The sequence below is a fragment of the Halomonas salipaludis genome, from assembly GCF_002286975.1.
GTDB classification, from domain to species: domain Bacteria; phylum Pseudomonadota; class Gammaproteobacteria; order Pseudomonadales; family Halomonadaceae; genus Franzmannia; species Franzmannia salipaludis.
This window is the reverse complement of sequence record NZ_NSKB01000004.1, coordinates 270,822-286,265: the sequence shown is the minus strand read 5'-3', so window position 1 is coordinate 286,265 and position 15,444 is coordinate 270,822. Positions and strand designations below refer to the sequence as shown.

Genomic DNA, 15,444 nt, shown 5'->3' with positions numbered 1-15,444 from the left:
TCAGAGCACCGCGCCGCCGCTGCCGGGCGCCTCCGGCAGGTCGTCGCCGCTGAGCAGGGCGTCGTCCTCGGCGGGTACCGGTTCGACCCGCTCGCCGGCACTGACGAAGCCGCCGCCCAGGGTGATCAGGGTGACGCTGTCGGGCAGGCCGGTGACCCAGGCCTGACGGCTGTCGGCGGCCAGCAGCTGCACCGGATGGATCACTACATGGTCGTCGTCGCCCACCGCATAGACGCCCAGCTGGCCATCGGCATCGAGCACCAGTAGCGCCGGCGACAGGCGGTGGGCGGGCCGCTCGGCACGGGTGATGCTGAGGCTGGCGCTGGCGCCGGCCAGGCGGCGGCGCTGCGGATTGTCGAGGCGCGCCTCCACCGCAAAGCTGCGGGTGCCCTCATCGGCGCGGCTGGCCACGTAGCTGAGTTCGCCATCGAGGCTGCTGCCGTCGAGCAGGCGCACGCTGACCGGCAGGCCGGGCGCGAGGTCGAGGGCGTCGCGCTGGGCGATATGGGCAGTGGCGCGCAGCTGGGTATCGTCGACCAGGCGGGCATAGACCTCACCCACCTGCAGCGTCGCGCCGGGGTCGATATCGAGCTGGTCGAGGGTGCCGGCGAAGGGCGCTGTGGGGCGGGTATGCTCGAGCATCTGGCGCAACTGCTCGACCTCGGCCACCGCGCCGGCCACGGCGCCGGCCAGGCGCAGCTGCTCGGTGCGCGACACCAGGTCGCGCTGGCGCAGTTGGTCGGCGCCATCGAGCTCGGCACGGGCCAGTTCCAGGTCGGCCTCGGCGCGGGCAAGCTGGGCGGGCAGGTCCTCACGGTCGAGCTCGAGCAGCGTCTGGCCGGCCTCGACTCGCTCGCCCTGGGCCACCGGCAGCGCCTCGACCTGGCCCTCGCGGCGCGCCCGCAGTTCGATGTCGCGCCAGGCGCCGAGCTGACCCTGGGTGGTCAGCTGCGGCGCAAAGGGCTGGGCCTCGCTGCGCTGTACCTCGACGCGTGACAGCGTGGCATCGCCAGCGGGTTCGGCCTCCGGCGCCTCGGCGCTGAAGCGCTGCAGGTCACCAAACAGCATCCACGCCAGCAGCGCCAGGCCGCAGGCCAGGGCCAGCAGAAACGGGGTAGAGGGGCGCCGCACGACCATGAGCCTTCCTTGGTGAGTCGGTAGAGAGGGGTGACGCTAATCAAGCGCAGCCTAGCATAGCGCAAACCGGCCGCGAGAAACGACATGCCCCGGCCGGAGCCGGGGCATGTATCGCAGTGCGCAGGGCGGGGCAGGCTTACATCAGCGAGCTGGCCGCCGGGCGCTCGAGGTCGGTGAGCGGGATCTCGCCGGTCAGCAGATCGCGCTCGAAGGCCTCCTTGTCGACGTTGAAGCCGAGGAATTCCTGAGCCAGGTACATGTCCTTCTCGGCGTTGCCCAGGCAACTGGTGCCGCCCGGCGACGGGGTCATGTTGAACACGATGCCGGTGCCCGGGTTGATCTTGGCCTCGCCCATCACCAGCTTCTTCTGCTGCTTGTCGATCAACTGCGGGCGCACCCCGCCGAAGCCCTTGGCAAAGCTGACCTCCTTGACGCTAAGGCTGGGCACGATCTTCTGCACGTCCTTGAGGAACAGCCGCTCGCGCAGCACCGGCACCTCGAACAGGAAGTTCTTGAAGATGTAGCGGCGGATGTCGCGCACCTTCATCAGGTCCCACAGCGCCTTGATCACGTTACGATCGAGGCGCAGCACCTTGACGAACTCGAAGAAGGTCTTGCCGTTATAGCGCTCGAGCAGCGGCAGCATCAGCGCGGTGGGGCCGAAACGGGTCTTGTCCTCGACCAGCACGTCCGGGTCGCCGTGTACCGCGGCGAAGGGTAGGTTCTCGTTCTGCACGGTGTAGACCTTGCCGTTGAGCACCTTGGGCGTGAAGTAGAAGGAGCCGGCCATGGGCAAGCACGACTTGTCCAGGCCGTAGCCCATCTTGTGGGCGAACAGCAGCGAGTGGCCGCCGGCGCTGACCACCACGTAGCGCGCCTTGAGGGTGCCCTTGTTGGGCGTCTTGACCGTGAACAGCTCGCCGTCCTGCTGGATGTCTTCCACCGCCGTGGAGAGGTGGACGTCGTAGGCCATGCCCTTGGCGTCGGCGCTCTTGCGGCCCTCCTCGACGAATGCCTCGGAGAGCGTGGTGTAGTTCACCGCGGTGTATTCGTCGGTGGAGCCCATGGCCACGATCGGTTGTTCGGAGGGGCGCCCCTCGACCAGCTTGGGCTCCAGCTCGGCGATGTCGTCGCGCTCCAGCAGGCGCATCTGCGGGAACAGCTCCTTGAACTTGGTGAAGCGGTTGCGCAGGAAGTCGCACTCGTGCTCGCCGACGCCGAGCACCATCTTGGGATACTTGTAGACGATCTTGTCGCGTACCTCGGGCACCAGCTTGGTGGCGAAGTTGACCACCATGCCCGCGGTGCGCTTGGTCACCTTGGCCTTGTCGAGGGTGTAGTTGGTCTCGATGTCGCCACAGTGGATCGTCTGGCTGTTGTTGCGGCCGTGCGAATTGACGATCGCCACGTGATCGTACTTCTCGACCAGGCCGATGGCCTTGAGGTCGGTGTAGCGAGCCAGTTCATACAGAAGGGCGGTGCCGGATACGCCGCCTCCCACGATCAGGACATCATAGGTCGGTGTGGACATGGGGGCTCTCGCTTGCCTGGTGCGGAACGAATCCCTCGGCGGTGACCGAAGGCCCTGGCCGGCGGCGATGATCGATCACCGCTGGCTCGACGTCATTCAGATGGCTGCATTATAGACGCTTTGTCGACAAATTAAATCCATGCCAAAGCTCGACTTTATGCTCAGTCGATTGACCATAAGGTATCTCTTTGGTTGAGATTGGCTGGAAATAAGCAGATAAATCATTGGTTTACAACGAAATGCGCCGCATCAGGTAAATGGTGCGGCGCAATATAATACGTTGGTCGTAGTCTTGCGGGTGGCGCTCGGCTCTCTTCAGCGCAGGCTCATGATCCGCCAGTTCCGCGCCTGGGCGATCTCGTGCAGGGTATCATCGGGGTCCACTGCCACCGGGTGGTCGACCTGCTCCAGCAGTGCCAGGTCATTGTGCGAATCGCTGTAGAACCAGGCGCCATCCAGCGTCAGGTCGGTGTGGGCGAGCCACGCCTCGAGGCGCTCGACCTTGCCCTCACGGTAACTGGGGGTGCCCGCGACGCGGCCGGTGTAGCGGCCGTCGACGATTTCCGGCTCCACGGCGATCAGGTGGTCGACGCCGAGGCGTTCGGCGATCGGTCCGGTGATGAAGCGGTTGGTGGCGGTAATGATCAGCAGGGTGTCGCCGCGGGTGCGGTGGCGCGCCAGCAGCTCCTCGCCCTTGGCCAGGATGTTCGGCTCGATCTTGCTGGCCATGAACTGCTGATGCCAGGCGGCGAGCTGCTCCGGGGTGTTGTCGGCCAGCGGTTTCAGCGCGACCTCGAGAAAGGCGTGGATATCCAGGGTGCCGGCGTCATAGTCGCGCATGAAGCGCTCGTTGGCCTCGCGGTAGCTCACCGGATCCACGGCGCCCTGCTCGAGCAGAAATTCGCCCCAGGCGTGATCGCTGTCGATGCCAAGCAAGGTATTGTCGAGATCGAAGATGGCCAGACTCAAGGCGCGCTCCTAGGGTGAGGGACAAAACAGCCGCCGATTATTGCAGAGTTGGCGGCCCGGCAACAATGCCGGGCGCGGCAAGCGTATTGATGGGCTTTCCGGCTTTGTGGAAGAATGGCGGCAATAGTGGATTCATAAGGTGACGTCCGTGATCGACGCTGACGGCTTCCGCCCCAACGTTGGCATCATCATTGCCAACCGCGAGGGCCAGCTGCTTTGGGCGCGTCGGGTGGGACAGAATGCGTGGCAGTTTCCCCAGGGAGGCATCAAGGCTGAAGAGACACCGCAGCAGGCACTGTATCGCGAGCTGGAAGAAGAGATCGGCTTGACCTCTGCCGATGTCGACGTGCTGGCCTGTACCCGGGGGTGGCTGCGCTATCGTCTGCCACGACGCATGATAAGAACGCATTCGCGGCCGGTATGCATCGGCCAGAAACAGAAGTGGTTTCTATTGCAGATTCGCTGTCAGGATAGCCAAATCTGCGTGGACACCACCGCCAAACCGGAATTCGACGGCTGGCGCTGGGTCAGCTACTGGTATCCACTGGGCCAGGTGGTGCCCTTCAAGCGGGAGGTCTATCGCCGCGCGCTGCGCGAGCTGGCTCCTCGCGCGCAGCGGTTGGCGTTGGGTGAAGGCTGACCCCGCCAGCGGCACGACATTCAGGCCCCGCGGGGCCCCATAAGAAGAACGCTTATGCTCGATGTCCTTCGCCGCATTGTCCAGGAGGTCAACAGCGCCCGCACGCTGGAAGCTGCGCTGTCGACCATGGTGCGCCGCATTCGCAAGGCGATGCGCACCGATGTGTGCTCCTTCTACCTGTTCGACACCGACCAGCAGCGGCTGGTGCTCAACGACACCATCGGCCTGCACAGCCGCGCCGTGGGCCAGGTATCACTACGCCTTGGCGAGGGCCTGGTGGGCCTGGTCGGCCAGCGCGAGGAGCCGCTCAACCTCGAGGATGCGCCCAGCCATCCGCTGTTCCGCTATTTCGAGGAGACCGGCGAGGAGCGCTACTCGAGCTTTCTCGGTGTGCCGATCATCCACCAGCGGCGCATGCTCGGCGTACTGGTGGTGCAGCAGCAGGACAAGCGACGTTTCGACGAGGGTGACGAAGCCTTCCTGGTGACCATGGCCGCGCAGTTGGCCGGCGTGCTGGCCCATGCGCTGGCCACCGGCGGGCTGACGCGTGCCAGCCGCGGCGATGGCCAGGCGATGTTCACCGGGGTCGCGGCCTCGCCGGGCATGGTCATCGGCGAGGCGCTGGTGATCTCGCCGCCGGCCGATCTCGACAACGTGCCCGACCTGGTTCCCACCGACGTCGACTACGAGATCAAGCGCCTCAAGGACGCCATCTACCGGGTGCGCGACGAGATTCGCGCCGCCGGCGAGCGCCTGGCCAGCCGTATCAGCGCCCAGGAGCTGGCGCTGTTCGAGGTCTACCAGGAGATGCTCAGCGAGGCGGCGCTGGGTCAGGAGGTCGTGAAACGCATCCGCGAGGGCCAGTGGGCTCCCGGCGCTCTGGCCGATGTGGTACGCCGTCACGTGCAGTATCTGGAGCGGGTCGACGACAACTACCTGCGCGAGCGCGCCGCGGATATCCGCGACCTGGGGCGGCGGGTGCTGGCGCATCTGCAGGAAGAGTCGCCGCAGACCCCTGACACCTTCGCCGAGCGCACCGTGCTGGTCGGCGACGAGATCAGCGTGGCAACGCTTGGCGAAGTGCCCCGCGACAAGCTCGCTGGGCTGGTCTCGGTGCGCGGCTCGAGCACCTCCCACGTGGCGATCCTGGCCCGGGCCATGGGCATCCCCACCGTGCTGGGCATGGTCGATCTGCCGCTGCCGCGCCTCAATGGCACCAAGGTGGTGCTCGACGGTCATCGCGGGCGCCTGTTCGTACGCCCCGGCGCCGAGCTGGAGAGCCACTACCGTGCGCTGATCGCCGAGGAAGACGCGCTGACGGCGGTGCTCGAGCACGAGCAGGACCTGCCCAGCGAGACTCCCGACGGCTACGCCATGCCGCTGATGGTCAACACCGGCCTGGCGGTGGACGCGGTAGCCTCGCTCAAGCCGCGCATCAGCGGGGTGGGGCTGTACCGCACCGAAGTACCGTTCATGATCACCGAGCGCTTCCCCGGTGAGCAGGAGCAGATTCGCCTCTACCGCGACCAGCTCGAGAGCTTCGCGCCGCTGCCGGTGGTGATGCGTACCCTGGATATCGGCGGCGACAAGGACCTGCCGTACTTTCCCATCGACGAAGCCAACCCCTTCCTCGGCTGGCGCGGCATCCGCGTGACCCTCGACCATCCCGAAGTGCTGATGGTGCAGCTGCGCGCCATGCTCAAGGCCTCCGAGGGGCTCGATAACCTGCAGGTATTGCTGCCCATGGTCACCAACGTCGACGAAGTCGACGCTGCACTACGCCTGCTCGACCGTGCCTTGGAGGAGATCGCCGAGGAGGGCGTCAAGGTGCCGCGGCCCAAGGTCGGCGTGATGCTCGAGGTCCCGGCGACGCTCTACCAGCTTGCCGCGCTGGCTGAGCGGGCCGACTTCTTCTCGGTGGGCAGCAACGACCTGACCCAGTACCTGCTGGCCGTGGACCGTAACAATCCGCGCGTCGCCGAGCTCTATGATGCCTGCCATCCGGCGGTGCTCGCCGCGCTGGAGCGACTCGCCAAGGAGTCGGCGGCACTGCAGATGCCGGTCTCGGTGTGCGGCGAGCTGGCCGGGGACCCGGCCGGGGCGCTGCTGCTGATGGGCATGGGCTTCGATGCGCTGTCGATGAACGCGCCGAGCCTACCGCGGGTGCGGGCGGCGATCCGCCGCGTGCCGCTGCCGGCGGCGCAGTCGCTGGTCAGCGAGACGCTGGCGCTGGAGTCGCCGGCCAAGGTGCGCGCACACCTGGCCGCCCGGCTGGGCGAGTGGCAATTGGCGCATCTGCTCCCGCCGCGGGATTAGGCTGCGGGCTGCGGGCATCAGGTGCCGAGGAGTAGGCGTTCAGTCGTTTCGCCGGCGGGCATGCCGCCCGGGCCGAAGCGGCGTTCGCCGAACTTGAGTCGGCCGTCGGCGTGCCAGCTCAGCCAGCTGGTGGCGCGGGTGCCGTACTCCTCACCGACGATGAAGGGCGGCGACAGGAAGCGCTCGAGGGTCTCGCCGACGCCGGTGTCCGGCAGGGTGCGAGGGTCCTCGACCTCCTGGCTGTCGGCCATCGTTGCCAGCGCCGCGTCGGGCCAGCGCTGGGCGACGAGACTCTCGGCAAGGCCGGCCTTGGCCAGTTCGAGCTTCGGCCAGGGGGTGTCCAGGTCGGCATTCGACAGCCCGTAGTGGCCGGGAGGGAGTGACTGCAGTGCCAGGCGCTCGCGGCCACGATGCAGGTGCCAAAGTTGCCGAGCGTCGCCCGCCAGCAGGTTGAATCCGCTGTAGCGCCACGCCTCGCCCTCGGCGAGCCCGGCAAGCCAGCGCGGCAGATCGTCGCTGAGCAGCGCTTGGCGCACCAGCTCGCCGCGACTGGGCGCCGCGGCGGCGACCTGGATGCCCGGGTCGCGGACATTGGTGATGGCCGCCATGCGTCCACCGCTGTGCACCGCCAGCCAGCTGCCGCCGGCCACCAGGTCGCGCCCGCCGATGATGGCGGGGGTGTCGCGCCAGCGAGCCAGCGCTGCGCTGGGCCGGGAGTGGCGTTCGTCGCGGTTGGCGACGAGCCGCAGCGGCACTCGGCTGCCGGGATGAAAGGCGAAAGCGATCAGGCACATGGCGCTACCATACCGCGCGGCCACGCCGTCACCAAGCGCCGCCGGGCCGCCATGACAGGCGCCGCACATTTTCGTACACTTTAGGCCCTTCGACGGTTCACAGGGACGAGAATGCGAGTCGACAAAGCCACCGATAGCCTCTGGCAGCGCGTGATCTGGCCATTGCTATGGCCGCTACTCACGACGCAGCTGGGGCTTATGCTGCTGTGCCTGCTGGCCTGGCTATTGATCTGGCAGACGAATGGACAAAACACCGGCAGCTGGCACAACCTCAGCTGGCTGCTGCTGGCCCTGGCGCTGGGCACCAGCCTCAGCGTGGCGACCTTTCTGTTGATGCTACGTCAGCGTCTGCAGCAGTGGGAAGATGCCCTGGGCGTCTCCTACGAGCGCCTCGAGCGGCTGCTGGGGATCATTCACGGCGACCTGCCCACCTGGCTCAAGAGCGAGCGGGTGCTGCCCTTCGCCGGCGCCGGCGAGGGGCCGGTGCGGCGCCTCGAGCGGCTGTTGGATGCCCTCGAAACCCTGATGGGGCGGGTTGCCGAGCGACCGCGTTTTGCCACCATGCTGGGACGGCTACCGCTGCCCACTTTCATTACCCGCGAGGGCAAGCTGGTCGAGGCCAACGGCGTCTTCGAGCAGCTGGTCGGGCGCAGTCTTGGCGAACTGCGGGGCCTGGAGCTGAGCTATCTGATTCGGGCCGATGGCGCTGCCGAGGCGGGTGGCCAGACAGCCGAGGTGGTGCGCATCAGTGACAGCCAGGGCGGCTATCGTACCTTCCGCCTGCTGTCACTGGACGATGGCCACGGCCACTGCATGGGGCTGCTCGAGGATATCGTCGACCAGCAGCAGCAGCTCGCGCAGCTGATGCTGTCGCGGGATCGGGCACGCGAGGAGTCGCGCCTCAAGAGCCGTTACCTGCAAGTGCTGCAGAAGGAGCTGGGCGAGCTGATGCATACGCTGCAAGCACCCGGGCAGCCGACGCCGCGCTTGCTGGAGCAACTCGCCGACCTGGAAACCCTGGTCACCAATCTGGTGGAGGAGCCGCAAGCCCTGGGTGCCGCGGGGGCGACGCGTGCTGCGGCTTCGCGCCAGACGCCGACCGCTCGGCGCGACGAGGCGCTATCCTCTCAGGTGCCGCGGGTGCTGATCGTCGACGACGGGCCGGTCAACACCATGTTGGCGCGCCAGGTGCTGGAAGCCGAAGGCATGCGCGTGGATACGGCCCGCGACGGTGAAGAGGCGCTGCGCCTGCGCGAGCAGCAGTGCTACGACCTGGTGTTCATGGACATCTACATGCAGGGGCTCGACGGCGTCGAGACCAGTCGCCGCTGGCGCAGCGCGGAGCAGGCGCAGCGCAGCGTGCTGGTGGCGCTGACCGCCAACGCCAGCGACAGCGATCGCCAGCGTTTCTTCGACGCCGGCATGGACGATTACCTCGCCAAGCCGTATCGTCCCCAGGCGCTGGTTGACCTGGTACGCCGCTGGCTGGCCGCCGATGCCTAGGCTGTGTACGAAACGTCGCCGAGCGCAGGCAGTTTTCGCACGGCGCCTAATGCCTTTCTCTTCACGAGCAGGACGCTAGATGAACTATCCCGATATCGACCCGGTCGCCATCTCCCTTGGGCCGCTTAGTATTCACTGGTACGGCCTGATGTACGTGATCGGCTTCGTGGCCGCCTGGTGGCTGGGCTGCCGGCGCGCGTCGCGGCTCGGCCTGACCCGCGACGATATCGGCGACCTGCTGTTCTACTGCGCCATCGGCGTGGTGGCGGGTGGCCGCCTCGGCTATGCGCTGTTCTACGGCATGGGCCGGCTGATCGACAATCCGCTGTGGCTGTTCCAGGTCTGGGACGGCGGCATGAGTTTCCACGGCGGCCTGATCGGGGTATTGCTGGCGGCGCTCTATTTCGCCCGCAAGAAGCGCCTGGCATTCTTTACCCTGACCGACTTCATTGCCCCGCTGGTACCCATTGGCCTGGGTGCCGGGCGCATCGGCAACTTCATCAACCGCGAGCTGCCGGGGCGTGTCACCGAGTTGCCCTGGGGCATGCCGTTTCCCGGGATGGGGCCGGAGCCGCGGCACCCCTCGGCGCTCTACGAGGCGCTGCTCGAGGGCCTGGTGCTGTTTGCGGTGCTGTGGGCGGTGTCGGCCACGCCGCGCCAGCGTGGCTTGATCTCTGGGCTGTTCCTGATGTTGTATGGCATGTTCCGTTTTGCGGTGGAGTTCGTGCGCCTGCCCGACGCCCACATCGGCTTCATCGCCTTCGGCTGGGTGACCATGGGCATGCTGCTGACGCTGCCGATGATACTGGCCGGTGCGGCGCTGATCGGCTGGTCGCGGCGCCAGCCGGTGGACCAGCGCCTGCCGGGCTAGCACGGCTGCGATATTCAACGCCGGGCGCCCGAGGCTATCCGGCCTTTTCACGATCATGAGTCTCAAGATGGCAAGCGTGTGACACAGTCTCCTCAATACCATGATGCTGAACGGTCGGCGGCTGATGCGCCGGCGCTCGAGCAGCCTTACCTGGACCTGATGCGCCATGTGCTGGCCCAGGGCGTGGCCAAGCACGACCGCACCGGGGTGGGCACGCGCAGTGTGTTCGGCCACCAGATGCGCTTCGACCTGGCGCGCGGCTTTCCGCTGGTGACCACCAAGAAGCTGCATCTGCGCTCGATCATCCACGAGCTGCTGTGGTTTCTCTCCGGCGACACCAATATCCGCTACCTCAAGGAGAATGGGGTGCGCATCTGGGACGAGTGGGCCGATGACAACGGTGACCTGGGGCCGGTCTACGGCTACCAGTGGCGCAGCTGGCCGCGCCCGGATGGCGGCCACGTCGACCAGATTCGCCAGGTGGTCGAGCAGATAAAGCGTAACCCGGATTCGCGGCGGCTGATCGTCTCGGCCTGGAACCCGGCGCTGGTCGACGAGATGGCGCTGCCGCCGTGCCACGCGCTGTTCCAGTTCTACGTCGCCGAGGGGCGGCTCTCCTGCCAGCTCTACCAGCGTAGTGCCGATATCTTCCTCGGCGTGCCGTTCAATATCGCCAGCTATGCGCTGCTGACCTGCATGGTGGCGCAGGTGGCCGGCCTCGAGCCGGGAGAGTTCGTCCACACCCTGGGTGATGCCCATCTGTATGCCAACCATCTCGAGCAGGCCGAGCTGCAGCTGTCGCGCACGCCGCGCCCGGTGCCGCGTCTTGTCCTCAACCCCGAAGTGAGCGATCTGTTTGCCTTCCGCTTCGAGGACATCGCCATCGAGGGTTACGACCCGCACCCGCATATCAAGGCCGAGGTGGCGGTATGAGCGAGCGCTTGGAAACAGTCGTCCCGGTGGCGATGATCGCCGCCATGGCGCGCAACCGGGTGATCGGCGTCGACAATCAACTGCCCTGGTACCTGCCGGAGGACCTCAAGTTCTTCAAGGCCATGACCCAGGGCAAGCCACTGGTGATGGGGCGCAAGACGTTTGCCTCCATCGGCAAGCCGCTACCGGGGCGGCTCAATATCGTCGTGACGCGCGACACCGCCTTCGAGCACCCCGGCGTGCGGGTCTGCCACGATATCGAAAGTGCCCTGGATCTCGCCGATCAGCAGGCGATCATCGACGGGGTGGAGGAGATCATGGTGATGGGCGGCGGGCAGATCTACGCCCAGGCCATGCCCTACGCCGCACGCCTCTACCTCACCGAGGTGGCGCTCGAGGTGGAGGGCGACGCGCGCTTCCCGGAGTTGGGAGCCGACGACTGGCAGGAGTACCAGCGGGTGCCTGGCTCGCCGCGCGATGGCCAGCCGGCCTATGCGTTCGTCGAGTATCGGCGTCGCGAGGGTGGGGCAGCGCCCGACTGAGCCATTGGCAGTGCCGCTCGGGACTACCCCGGCGCCCGCGTATGGCAATTGCCTCTAGCGAGGGGCGCCGGGGATAGGCCGAAGAGGAGGTTTGCGCCATGGATGGCGCAAGATAGCGCCCAGGGACGGGTTTACAGCGCCTCCTCGTAGGCCTGTCGACGGATCAGCCCCGAGCGGGTACAGGCTCCGGCATATCAGGCAAAAGCGGTAATAAGTCGGTGGCTCGGTCTGTGTGGTGCCGCTCTATCGCGCCGCATTGTCAGAACGCCAAAGCTGGCACACACTTGAGGCTATGATCACGTGAGATGCGCATGGAGGGCGACGCCTTGAACGACGATCACACCACGGCACTGCTCAGCGCCCTGGAGCAGCGCGCCGAGCATGGCCTGGCGGCACTGCGCGAGGCGCACACCACCATTGCCGACCTCGAGCGGCGCCTGGCCGAGCTCGAGGCCGAGAACCGGCGCCTGCGGCAGGAGGCCGAGGCCCGCGAGCCCGCCGCCAGCCCGCGCAGCCAGGGGCTGGCCGCGCTGATGTCGCGCCGCCCGCGCTTCGCCGCTCGGCATCATGAGTCGGCCGGCGATACGCCCGCTGCTGGGTCATCTTCCTCGGCGTCACCTGCGCTGGCGGCGAAGCCGCCCAGCAAGGCGCCAGAGCCGGCCGCCAAGACGCCTGCCGCCGCGCCAACGCCTTCCAGCGAACCCTCAGTGGATCAGCAGGAGCCCCAGAGCCGCCTGCCGATCGGCGAGGCGCCGTCGCCTCAGGCGCTGCTCGACGAATGGTATGCGCGTTATCCGCAGACCTTCTTCAAGGGCCACACCCGGCCGCTCAAGGTGGGCATCCACGAGGATCTGGTGGTCCGCGAGCCGTGGCCCGACAAGCTGGTACGCCGCGCCCTGGCCTGTTACGTGCACCTGCCGCGCTACCTCAAGGCGGTGCGTGCCGGTGCCGAGCGCGTCGGCCTCGACGGCGAGGCGGCCGGCGAGGTGAGCGATGGCGAGGCGCGCTATGCGCGCCGCCAGCTCGACGAGCTGCGCGCCCAGAACCGCTCGCGCAAGGCCCAGAAGGCGCAGCGCCAGGCCCAGCAGGAGAAGGAGGCGCGCCTCGACCGCAAGCTCGGCGAACTGCTCGCCAAGCACGATACCACCACCGGCCACTAAGCGATAAGGCAAGGACCTGGCGGCCTATTTCACGGCTAGCGTTGAGCGCCAGGGGTTGCATGCCGGCCCCGGGGCGGCGAAGATGGCCGGGCTGGCCGCTGAGGGCCCGCTATCGGTCGCCTGCCGGCAGGCGACCGAAAGGGCTTGAGGAGGTCTGGTGTCGTGGCCTAGGGTGGTGACGCGACGCCATCGCGGGACGAAAGTTCCATGGATTCCGTGCATCGAGATTGAAAACAGTGTTTTTTCTTGTTGCGTTCTTGGAAATCCCGGTATAAGGTTTCTCCTGCGAGCATTGGATTATAACAAGGCTTCGCTCTGGTGGCGGTGTTGGCCACCCGCTCTGGCGGATGACCAAGGCGCACCGGGAAAGCCGACTGCATATGCAGTAACGATCGAAACAGTAAGCTAGTTTAAGGACATATCGCGATGAAAAAGACACTGTTAGCGACTGCTATCGCCGGCGCCCTGGGCGTCTCCGCCGCTGCTCAGGCAGCTACCGTTTACAGCCAGGACGGCACCGAAGTCGACGTCTATGGCCGTATCGTTTATGGCCTGACCACTGGTGGTCAAGAAACAGGTGGCGTCAAGGAAAACGGCTCTGAGCTGGAAGATCTCGGTTCGCGTCTGGGCTTCCGCGCCCGCCATGAGGTCAACTCCGATCTGAGCGTGTTCGCGCGCATGGAGTTCCGCTTCGACGCTTCCCAGCGTAACGAAGATGCCTTCTCCAACACTCGCTCGACCTACCTCGGCCTCCAGAGCCAGCAGTTCGGTCGCGTGATGGTCGGTAACTTCAACTCCATGTACTACGACCATGTCGGCGTGGTGTTCGATGTGCCGGAGAACCTCGGCTGGGAAAGCCTGGGCGGTACTTCCAACAGCTCCTTCGGTAACTCCATCGCCTACTCTACCCCGGTGCTGGAAGGCTTCCAGGCCCACGTTCAGGCCAAGCACTACACCGGTAACGACCAGGTTCAAGGTACCGATCAGACCGACTCCACCACCAGCATGCAGGCGGTGGTCAACTACACCTGGCAGGACCTGTACGTGGCTGCCGGTTACGACCAGAACAAGGACTTCGGTGAGCGTAACCGTGGTGAAGGCTTCTCCAGCTTCGGTGAGTCCGCCAACTCCGATGAGGCCATCTGGGGTATGGTGGCGTCTTACCAGTTCACCCCGCAGTTCAGTGGCCGTATCGGCTACGAGACTACCAGCACCAATGACGAAGAGTTCGCCAATACTGGTAATGCTCAGTATATCGGTAGCGATATCGCCAGCATCGGTGCGACCTTCGACTACGGCATGGGTGAGATCTACGGCCAGTACGCTCGTGTCAGCTTCGATGACAACGACGATACCGGCAACATCGATTCCAGCAACCGCTGGATGCTGGGCGCCAACTATCGCTTCAGCCAGCCGATGTACGTCTTCGCCGAAGTCTATGATTCCGACTTCGATACCGACCAGACCATCAGCGATGCCAACGACGATCTGCTGTACACCCTGGGCGTTCGCTACGACTTCTAAGTCTAGCCTGACCCCACGAGCCGCCTAGCGGCTCGCCAGAAGCCGGCCCCTCGTGGGCCGGCTTTTTAACGTCTGCCGTTTGGCCTTCCACACAACTGCCTCCTCTTACTTCTCCCATCGCGCATATAGCGTTGAAACCCGCCGTCCGGCGTATCTCGCCATTCCCCCTCCCGCTGCTATGCTGAATTCAGCTCGTTGAACCGTCATTCAATTGTCATGCCCCGGTCATCGAGTCGAGCAGACAATCATAACAAGCGCTGTGCGAAAAGGCGCCGAGAGCAGGCGGTCGTTGGACCACGCGTAATAACCACTGTGTTCAGGAGAATCTCCATGTCGATGTCACGGCGTCGTTTTCTGCAGGGAACGGCTGCGGCCGGGGCGGTGGCCGCTGCGCCATCCTTCTATATCAACAAGGCGCTGGCCCAGGGCGAGCCGCTGCGCATCTATGCCTGGGCCGGCTACTTCAGCGACGAGATGCTCGCCGACTTCACCGACAAGACCGGCATCCGCGCCACCTTTACCCCCTACGGCACCAACGACGAGCTGATGAACTCGCTGCGTGCCACCGACGGCTCTGGCTTCGACGTGATCATGCCCACCGTGGACCGGGTGCCGGGCTACCTCGACTACGACCTGATCCAGCCGCTGGACGAGTCGCGCATCAACTGGGACGGCGCCCTGCAAAGCGCCATCGAGGGCTCCGAGGTGGGCGGGGTGGTCGACGGCCGGCGCTACTTCGCGCCCAGCGACTGGGGCACCGAGGCGATCGCCTATCACCGTCGCTTCGTCGATATCGACCGTGAGACCCTCAGCTACGCCGACCTGTGGAACCCCGACCATGGCCAGGGCGTGACGGTGCGCGGCCACTCGGCGCTGGTCGGTATCGGCCTGTGGCTGGAGCGCGAGGGCCGGCTGCCGTTCCCGATGCTCGAGTCATACCGCAGCGAGGAGGCGATGCGCGCCAACTTCGATGTGATCGTCGAGGAGGCGGTCAAGCACAAGAACCTGCTGGTGCAGTTCTGGGACACCGAGAACGAGGCCCAGGCGGCGTTTCGTACCAATGGCGCGATCATCGGCCAGACCTGGGACAGCACCGCCTTCCGCCTCAAACAGGAGGGCGAGGACATCGCCTACGCCGCCCCCCGCGAAGGCGCGCTGGCGTGGATGGAGGGCTTCGTGATTCCCAAGAACGCCCAGAACCCCGACGCCGTCTACGAGCTGATCAACTGGTACTACACCCCTGAAGCTGGTGCCATGTTCGTCGAGGCCACCGGCTACAACTCCACCTCGGTGGGCGCAGAGGCGCTGCTGCCGGCGGAGACCCGCCAGTTCTTCCAGGACTCCTACACCGACGCCGACCTCGAGAACCTGTGGTGGTGGCCGATCCAGGAACCGTGGTACGTAACCCTGCGCAACGAGTATCAGGATCGCTATCTTTCTGCATGATTGGATATGGCGCCAAGGCAAATGTAGGAGCGACTTCAGTCGCGATGGGTTTGGCCCGGCAGCGCTACGCGCTGCAAT

Annotated in this window: 13 protein-coding genes; 9 read left to right on the top strand and 4 right to left on the bottom strand. The window is 65.9% G+C overall.

The genetic code is table 11. The features are described from left to right. The 3 genes from CK498_RS11760 to CK498_RS11750 form a co-directional block, all read right to left on the bottom strand. Positions 1 to 1,137 carry an efflux RND transporter periplasmic adaptor subunit gene (locus CK498_RS11760; RefSeq protein WP_095621049.1) on the bottom strand — a complete coding sequence of 379 codons (1,137 nt, stop codon included), beginning with the start codon at positions 1,135 to 1,137 and terminating at the stop codon, positions 1 to 3. 136 nt (positions 1,138 to 1,273) lie between these two features. After that, positions 1,274 to 2,668 carry an FAD-dependent oxidoreductase gene (locus tag CK498_RS11755; RefSeq protein ID WP_095621048.1) on the bottom strand — a complete coding sequence of 465 codons (1,395 nt, stop codon included), beginning with the start codon at positions 2,666 to 2,668 and terminating at the stop codon, positions 1,274 to 1,276. 315 nt (positions 2,669 to 2,983) lie between these two features. Beyond that, positions 2,984 to 3,637 (bottom strand): histidinol-phosphatase, encoded by a 654-nt coding sequence (locus CK498_RS11750; protein ID WP_095621047.1) that lies wholly within the window; start codon positions 3,635 to 3,637, stop codon positions 2,984 to 2,986. A gap of 148 nt (positions 3,638 to 3,785) precedes the next feature. Here CK498_RS11750 and CK498_RS11745 point away from each other — a divergent pair, with 148 nt between their 5' ends. Then, positions 3,786 to 4,277: an RNA pyrophosphohydrolase gene (locus tag CK498_RS11745; protein WP_095621046.1), complete on the top strand. Its 492-nt coding sequence runs from the start codon at positions 3,786 to 3,788 to the stop codon at positions 4,275 to 4,277. 54 nt (positions 4,278 to 4,331) lie between these two features. Next, the gene (ptsP, locus tag CK498_RS11740) at positions 4,332 to 6,593 is read left to right on the top strand and encodes a phosphoenolpyruvate--protein phosphotransferase (RefSeq protein ID WP_095621045.1); all 2,262 of its coding nucleotides are present in this window, start codon (positions 4,332 to 4,334) and stop codon (positions 6,591 to 6,593) included. A 17-nt stretch (positions 6,594 to 6,610) separates the two neighbouring features. On the opposite strand, the gene CK498_RS11735 is transcribed toward ptsP, so the two are convergent. Beyond that, positions 6,611 to 7,387, bottom strand: coding sequence for an NRDE family protein (locus CK498_RS11735; RefSeq protein WP_095621317.1), 777 nt, complete (start codon positions 7,385 to 7,387; stop codon positions 6,611 to 6,613). Positions 7,388 to 7,498: 111 nt separating this feature from the next. On the opposite strand from CK498_RS11735, the gene CK498_RS11730 reads away from it, so the two are divergent. The 7 genes from CK498_RS11730 (at position 7,499) to CK498_RS11700 (ending at position 15,366) form a co-directional block, all read left to right on the top strand. Next, positions 7,499 to 8,890 (top strand): response regulator, encoded by a 1,392-nt coding sequence (locus tag CK498_RS11730; RefSeq protein WP_095621044.1) that lies wholly within the window; start codon positions 7,499 to 7,501, stop codon positions 8,888 to 8,890. A gap of 79 nt (positions 8,891 to 8,969) precedes the next feature. Beyond that, positions 8,970 to 9,761 (top strand): prolipoprotein diacylglyceryl transferase, encoded by a 792-nt coding sequence (gene lgt / locus CK498_RS11725; RefSeq protein ID WP_095621043.1) that lies wholly within the window; start codon positions 8,970 to 8,972, stop codon positions 9,759 to 9,761. 159 nt (positions 9,762 to 9,920) lie between these two features. Beyond that, positions 9,921 to 10,694 (top strand): thymidylate synthase, encoded by a 774-nt coding sequence (locus tag CK498_RS11720; protein ID WP_095621042.1) that lies wholly within the window; start codon positions 9,921 to 9,923, stop codon positions 10,692 to 10,694. Then, the gene (locus CK498_RS11715) at positions 10,691 to 11,236 is read left to right on the top strand and encodes a dihydrofolate reductase (RefSeq protein ID WP_095621041.1); all 546 of its coding nucleotides are present in this window, start codon (positions 10,691 to 10,693) and stop codon (positions 11,234 to 11,236) included. Before CK498_RS11720 ends, CK498_RS11715 begins: the two co-directional genes overlap by 4 nt. A gap of 326 nt (positions 11,237 to 11,562) precedes the next feature. Beyond that, positions 11,563 to 12,396, top strand: a complete 834-nt coding sequence (locus CK498_RS11710; protein WP_229359053.1) for a ProQ/FINO family protein — start codon at positions 11,563 to 11,565, stop codon at positions 12,394 to 12,396. Positions 12,397 to 12,822: 426 nt separating this feature from the next. Continuing rightward, positions 12,823 to 13,920 (top strand): porin, encoded by a 1,098-nt coding sequence (locus CK498_RS11705; protein WP_095621040.1) that lies wholly within the window; start codon positions 12,823 to 12,825, stop codon positions 13,918 to 13,920. A gap of 330 nt (positions 13,921 to 14,250) precedes the next feature. After that, on the top strand, positions 14,251 to 15,366 hold the full coding sequence (locus CK498_RS11700) for an extracellular solute-binding protein (RefSeq protein ID WP_095621039.1): 1,116 nt from the start codon (positions 14,251 to 14,253) through the stop codon (positions 15,364 to 15,366). Positions 15,367 to 15,444 lie beyond the last annotated feature (78 nt).

Coding starts and splice junctions, on each gene's coding strand:
- CK498_RS11760 (WP_095621049.1), bottom strand. CDS start 1,137: ATGGTCGTGCGGCGCCCCTCTACCCCGTTTCTGCTGGCCCTGGCCTGC.
- CK498_RS11755 (WP_095621048.1), bottom strand. CDS start 2,668: ATGTCCACACCGACCTATGATGTCCTGATCGTGGGAGGCGGCGTATCC.
- ptsP (WP_095621045.1), top strand. CDS start 4,332: ATGCTCGATGTCCTTCGCCGCATTGTCCAGGAGGTCAACAGCGCCCGC.
- CK498_RS11735 (WP_095621317.1), bottom strand. CDS start 7,387: ATGTGCCTGATCGCTTTCGCCTTTCATCCCGGCAGCCGAGTGCCGCTG.
- CK498_RS11730 (WP_095621044.1), top strand. CDS start 7,499: ATGCGAGTCGACAAAGCCACCGATAGCCTCTGGCAGCGCGTGATCTGG.
- lgt (WP_095621043.1), top strand. CDS start 8,970: ATGAACTATCCCGATATCGACCCGGTCGCCATCTCCCTTGGGCCGCTT.
- CK498_RS11720 (WP_095621042.1), top strand. CDS start 9,921: ATGCGCCATGTGCTGGCCCAGGGCGTGGCCAAGCACGACCGCACCGGG.
- CK498_RS11715 (WP_095621041.1), top strand. CDS start 10,691: ATGAGCGAGCGCTTGGAAACAGTCGTCCCGGTGGCGATGATCGCCGCC.
- CK498_RS11705 (WP_095621040.1), top strand. CDS start 12,823: ATGAAAAAGACACTGTTAGCGACTGCTATCGCCGGCGCCCTGGGCGTC.
- CK498_RS11700 (WP_095621039.1), top strand. CDS start 14,251: ATGTCGATGTCACGGCGTCGTTTTCTGCAGGGAACGGCTGCGGCCGGG.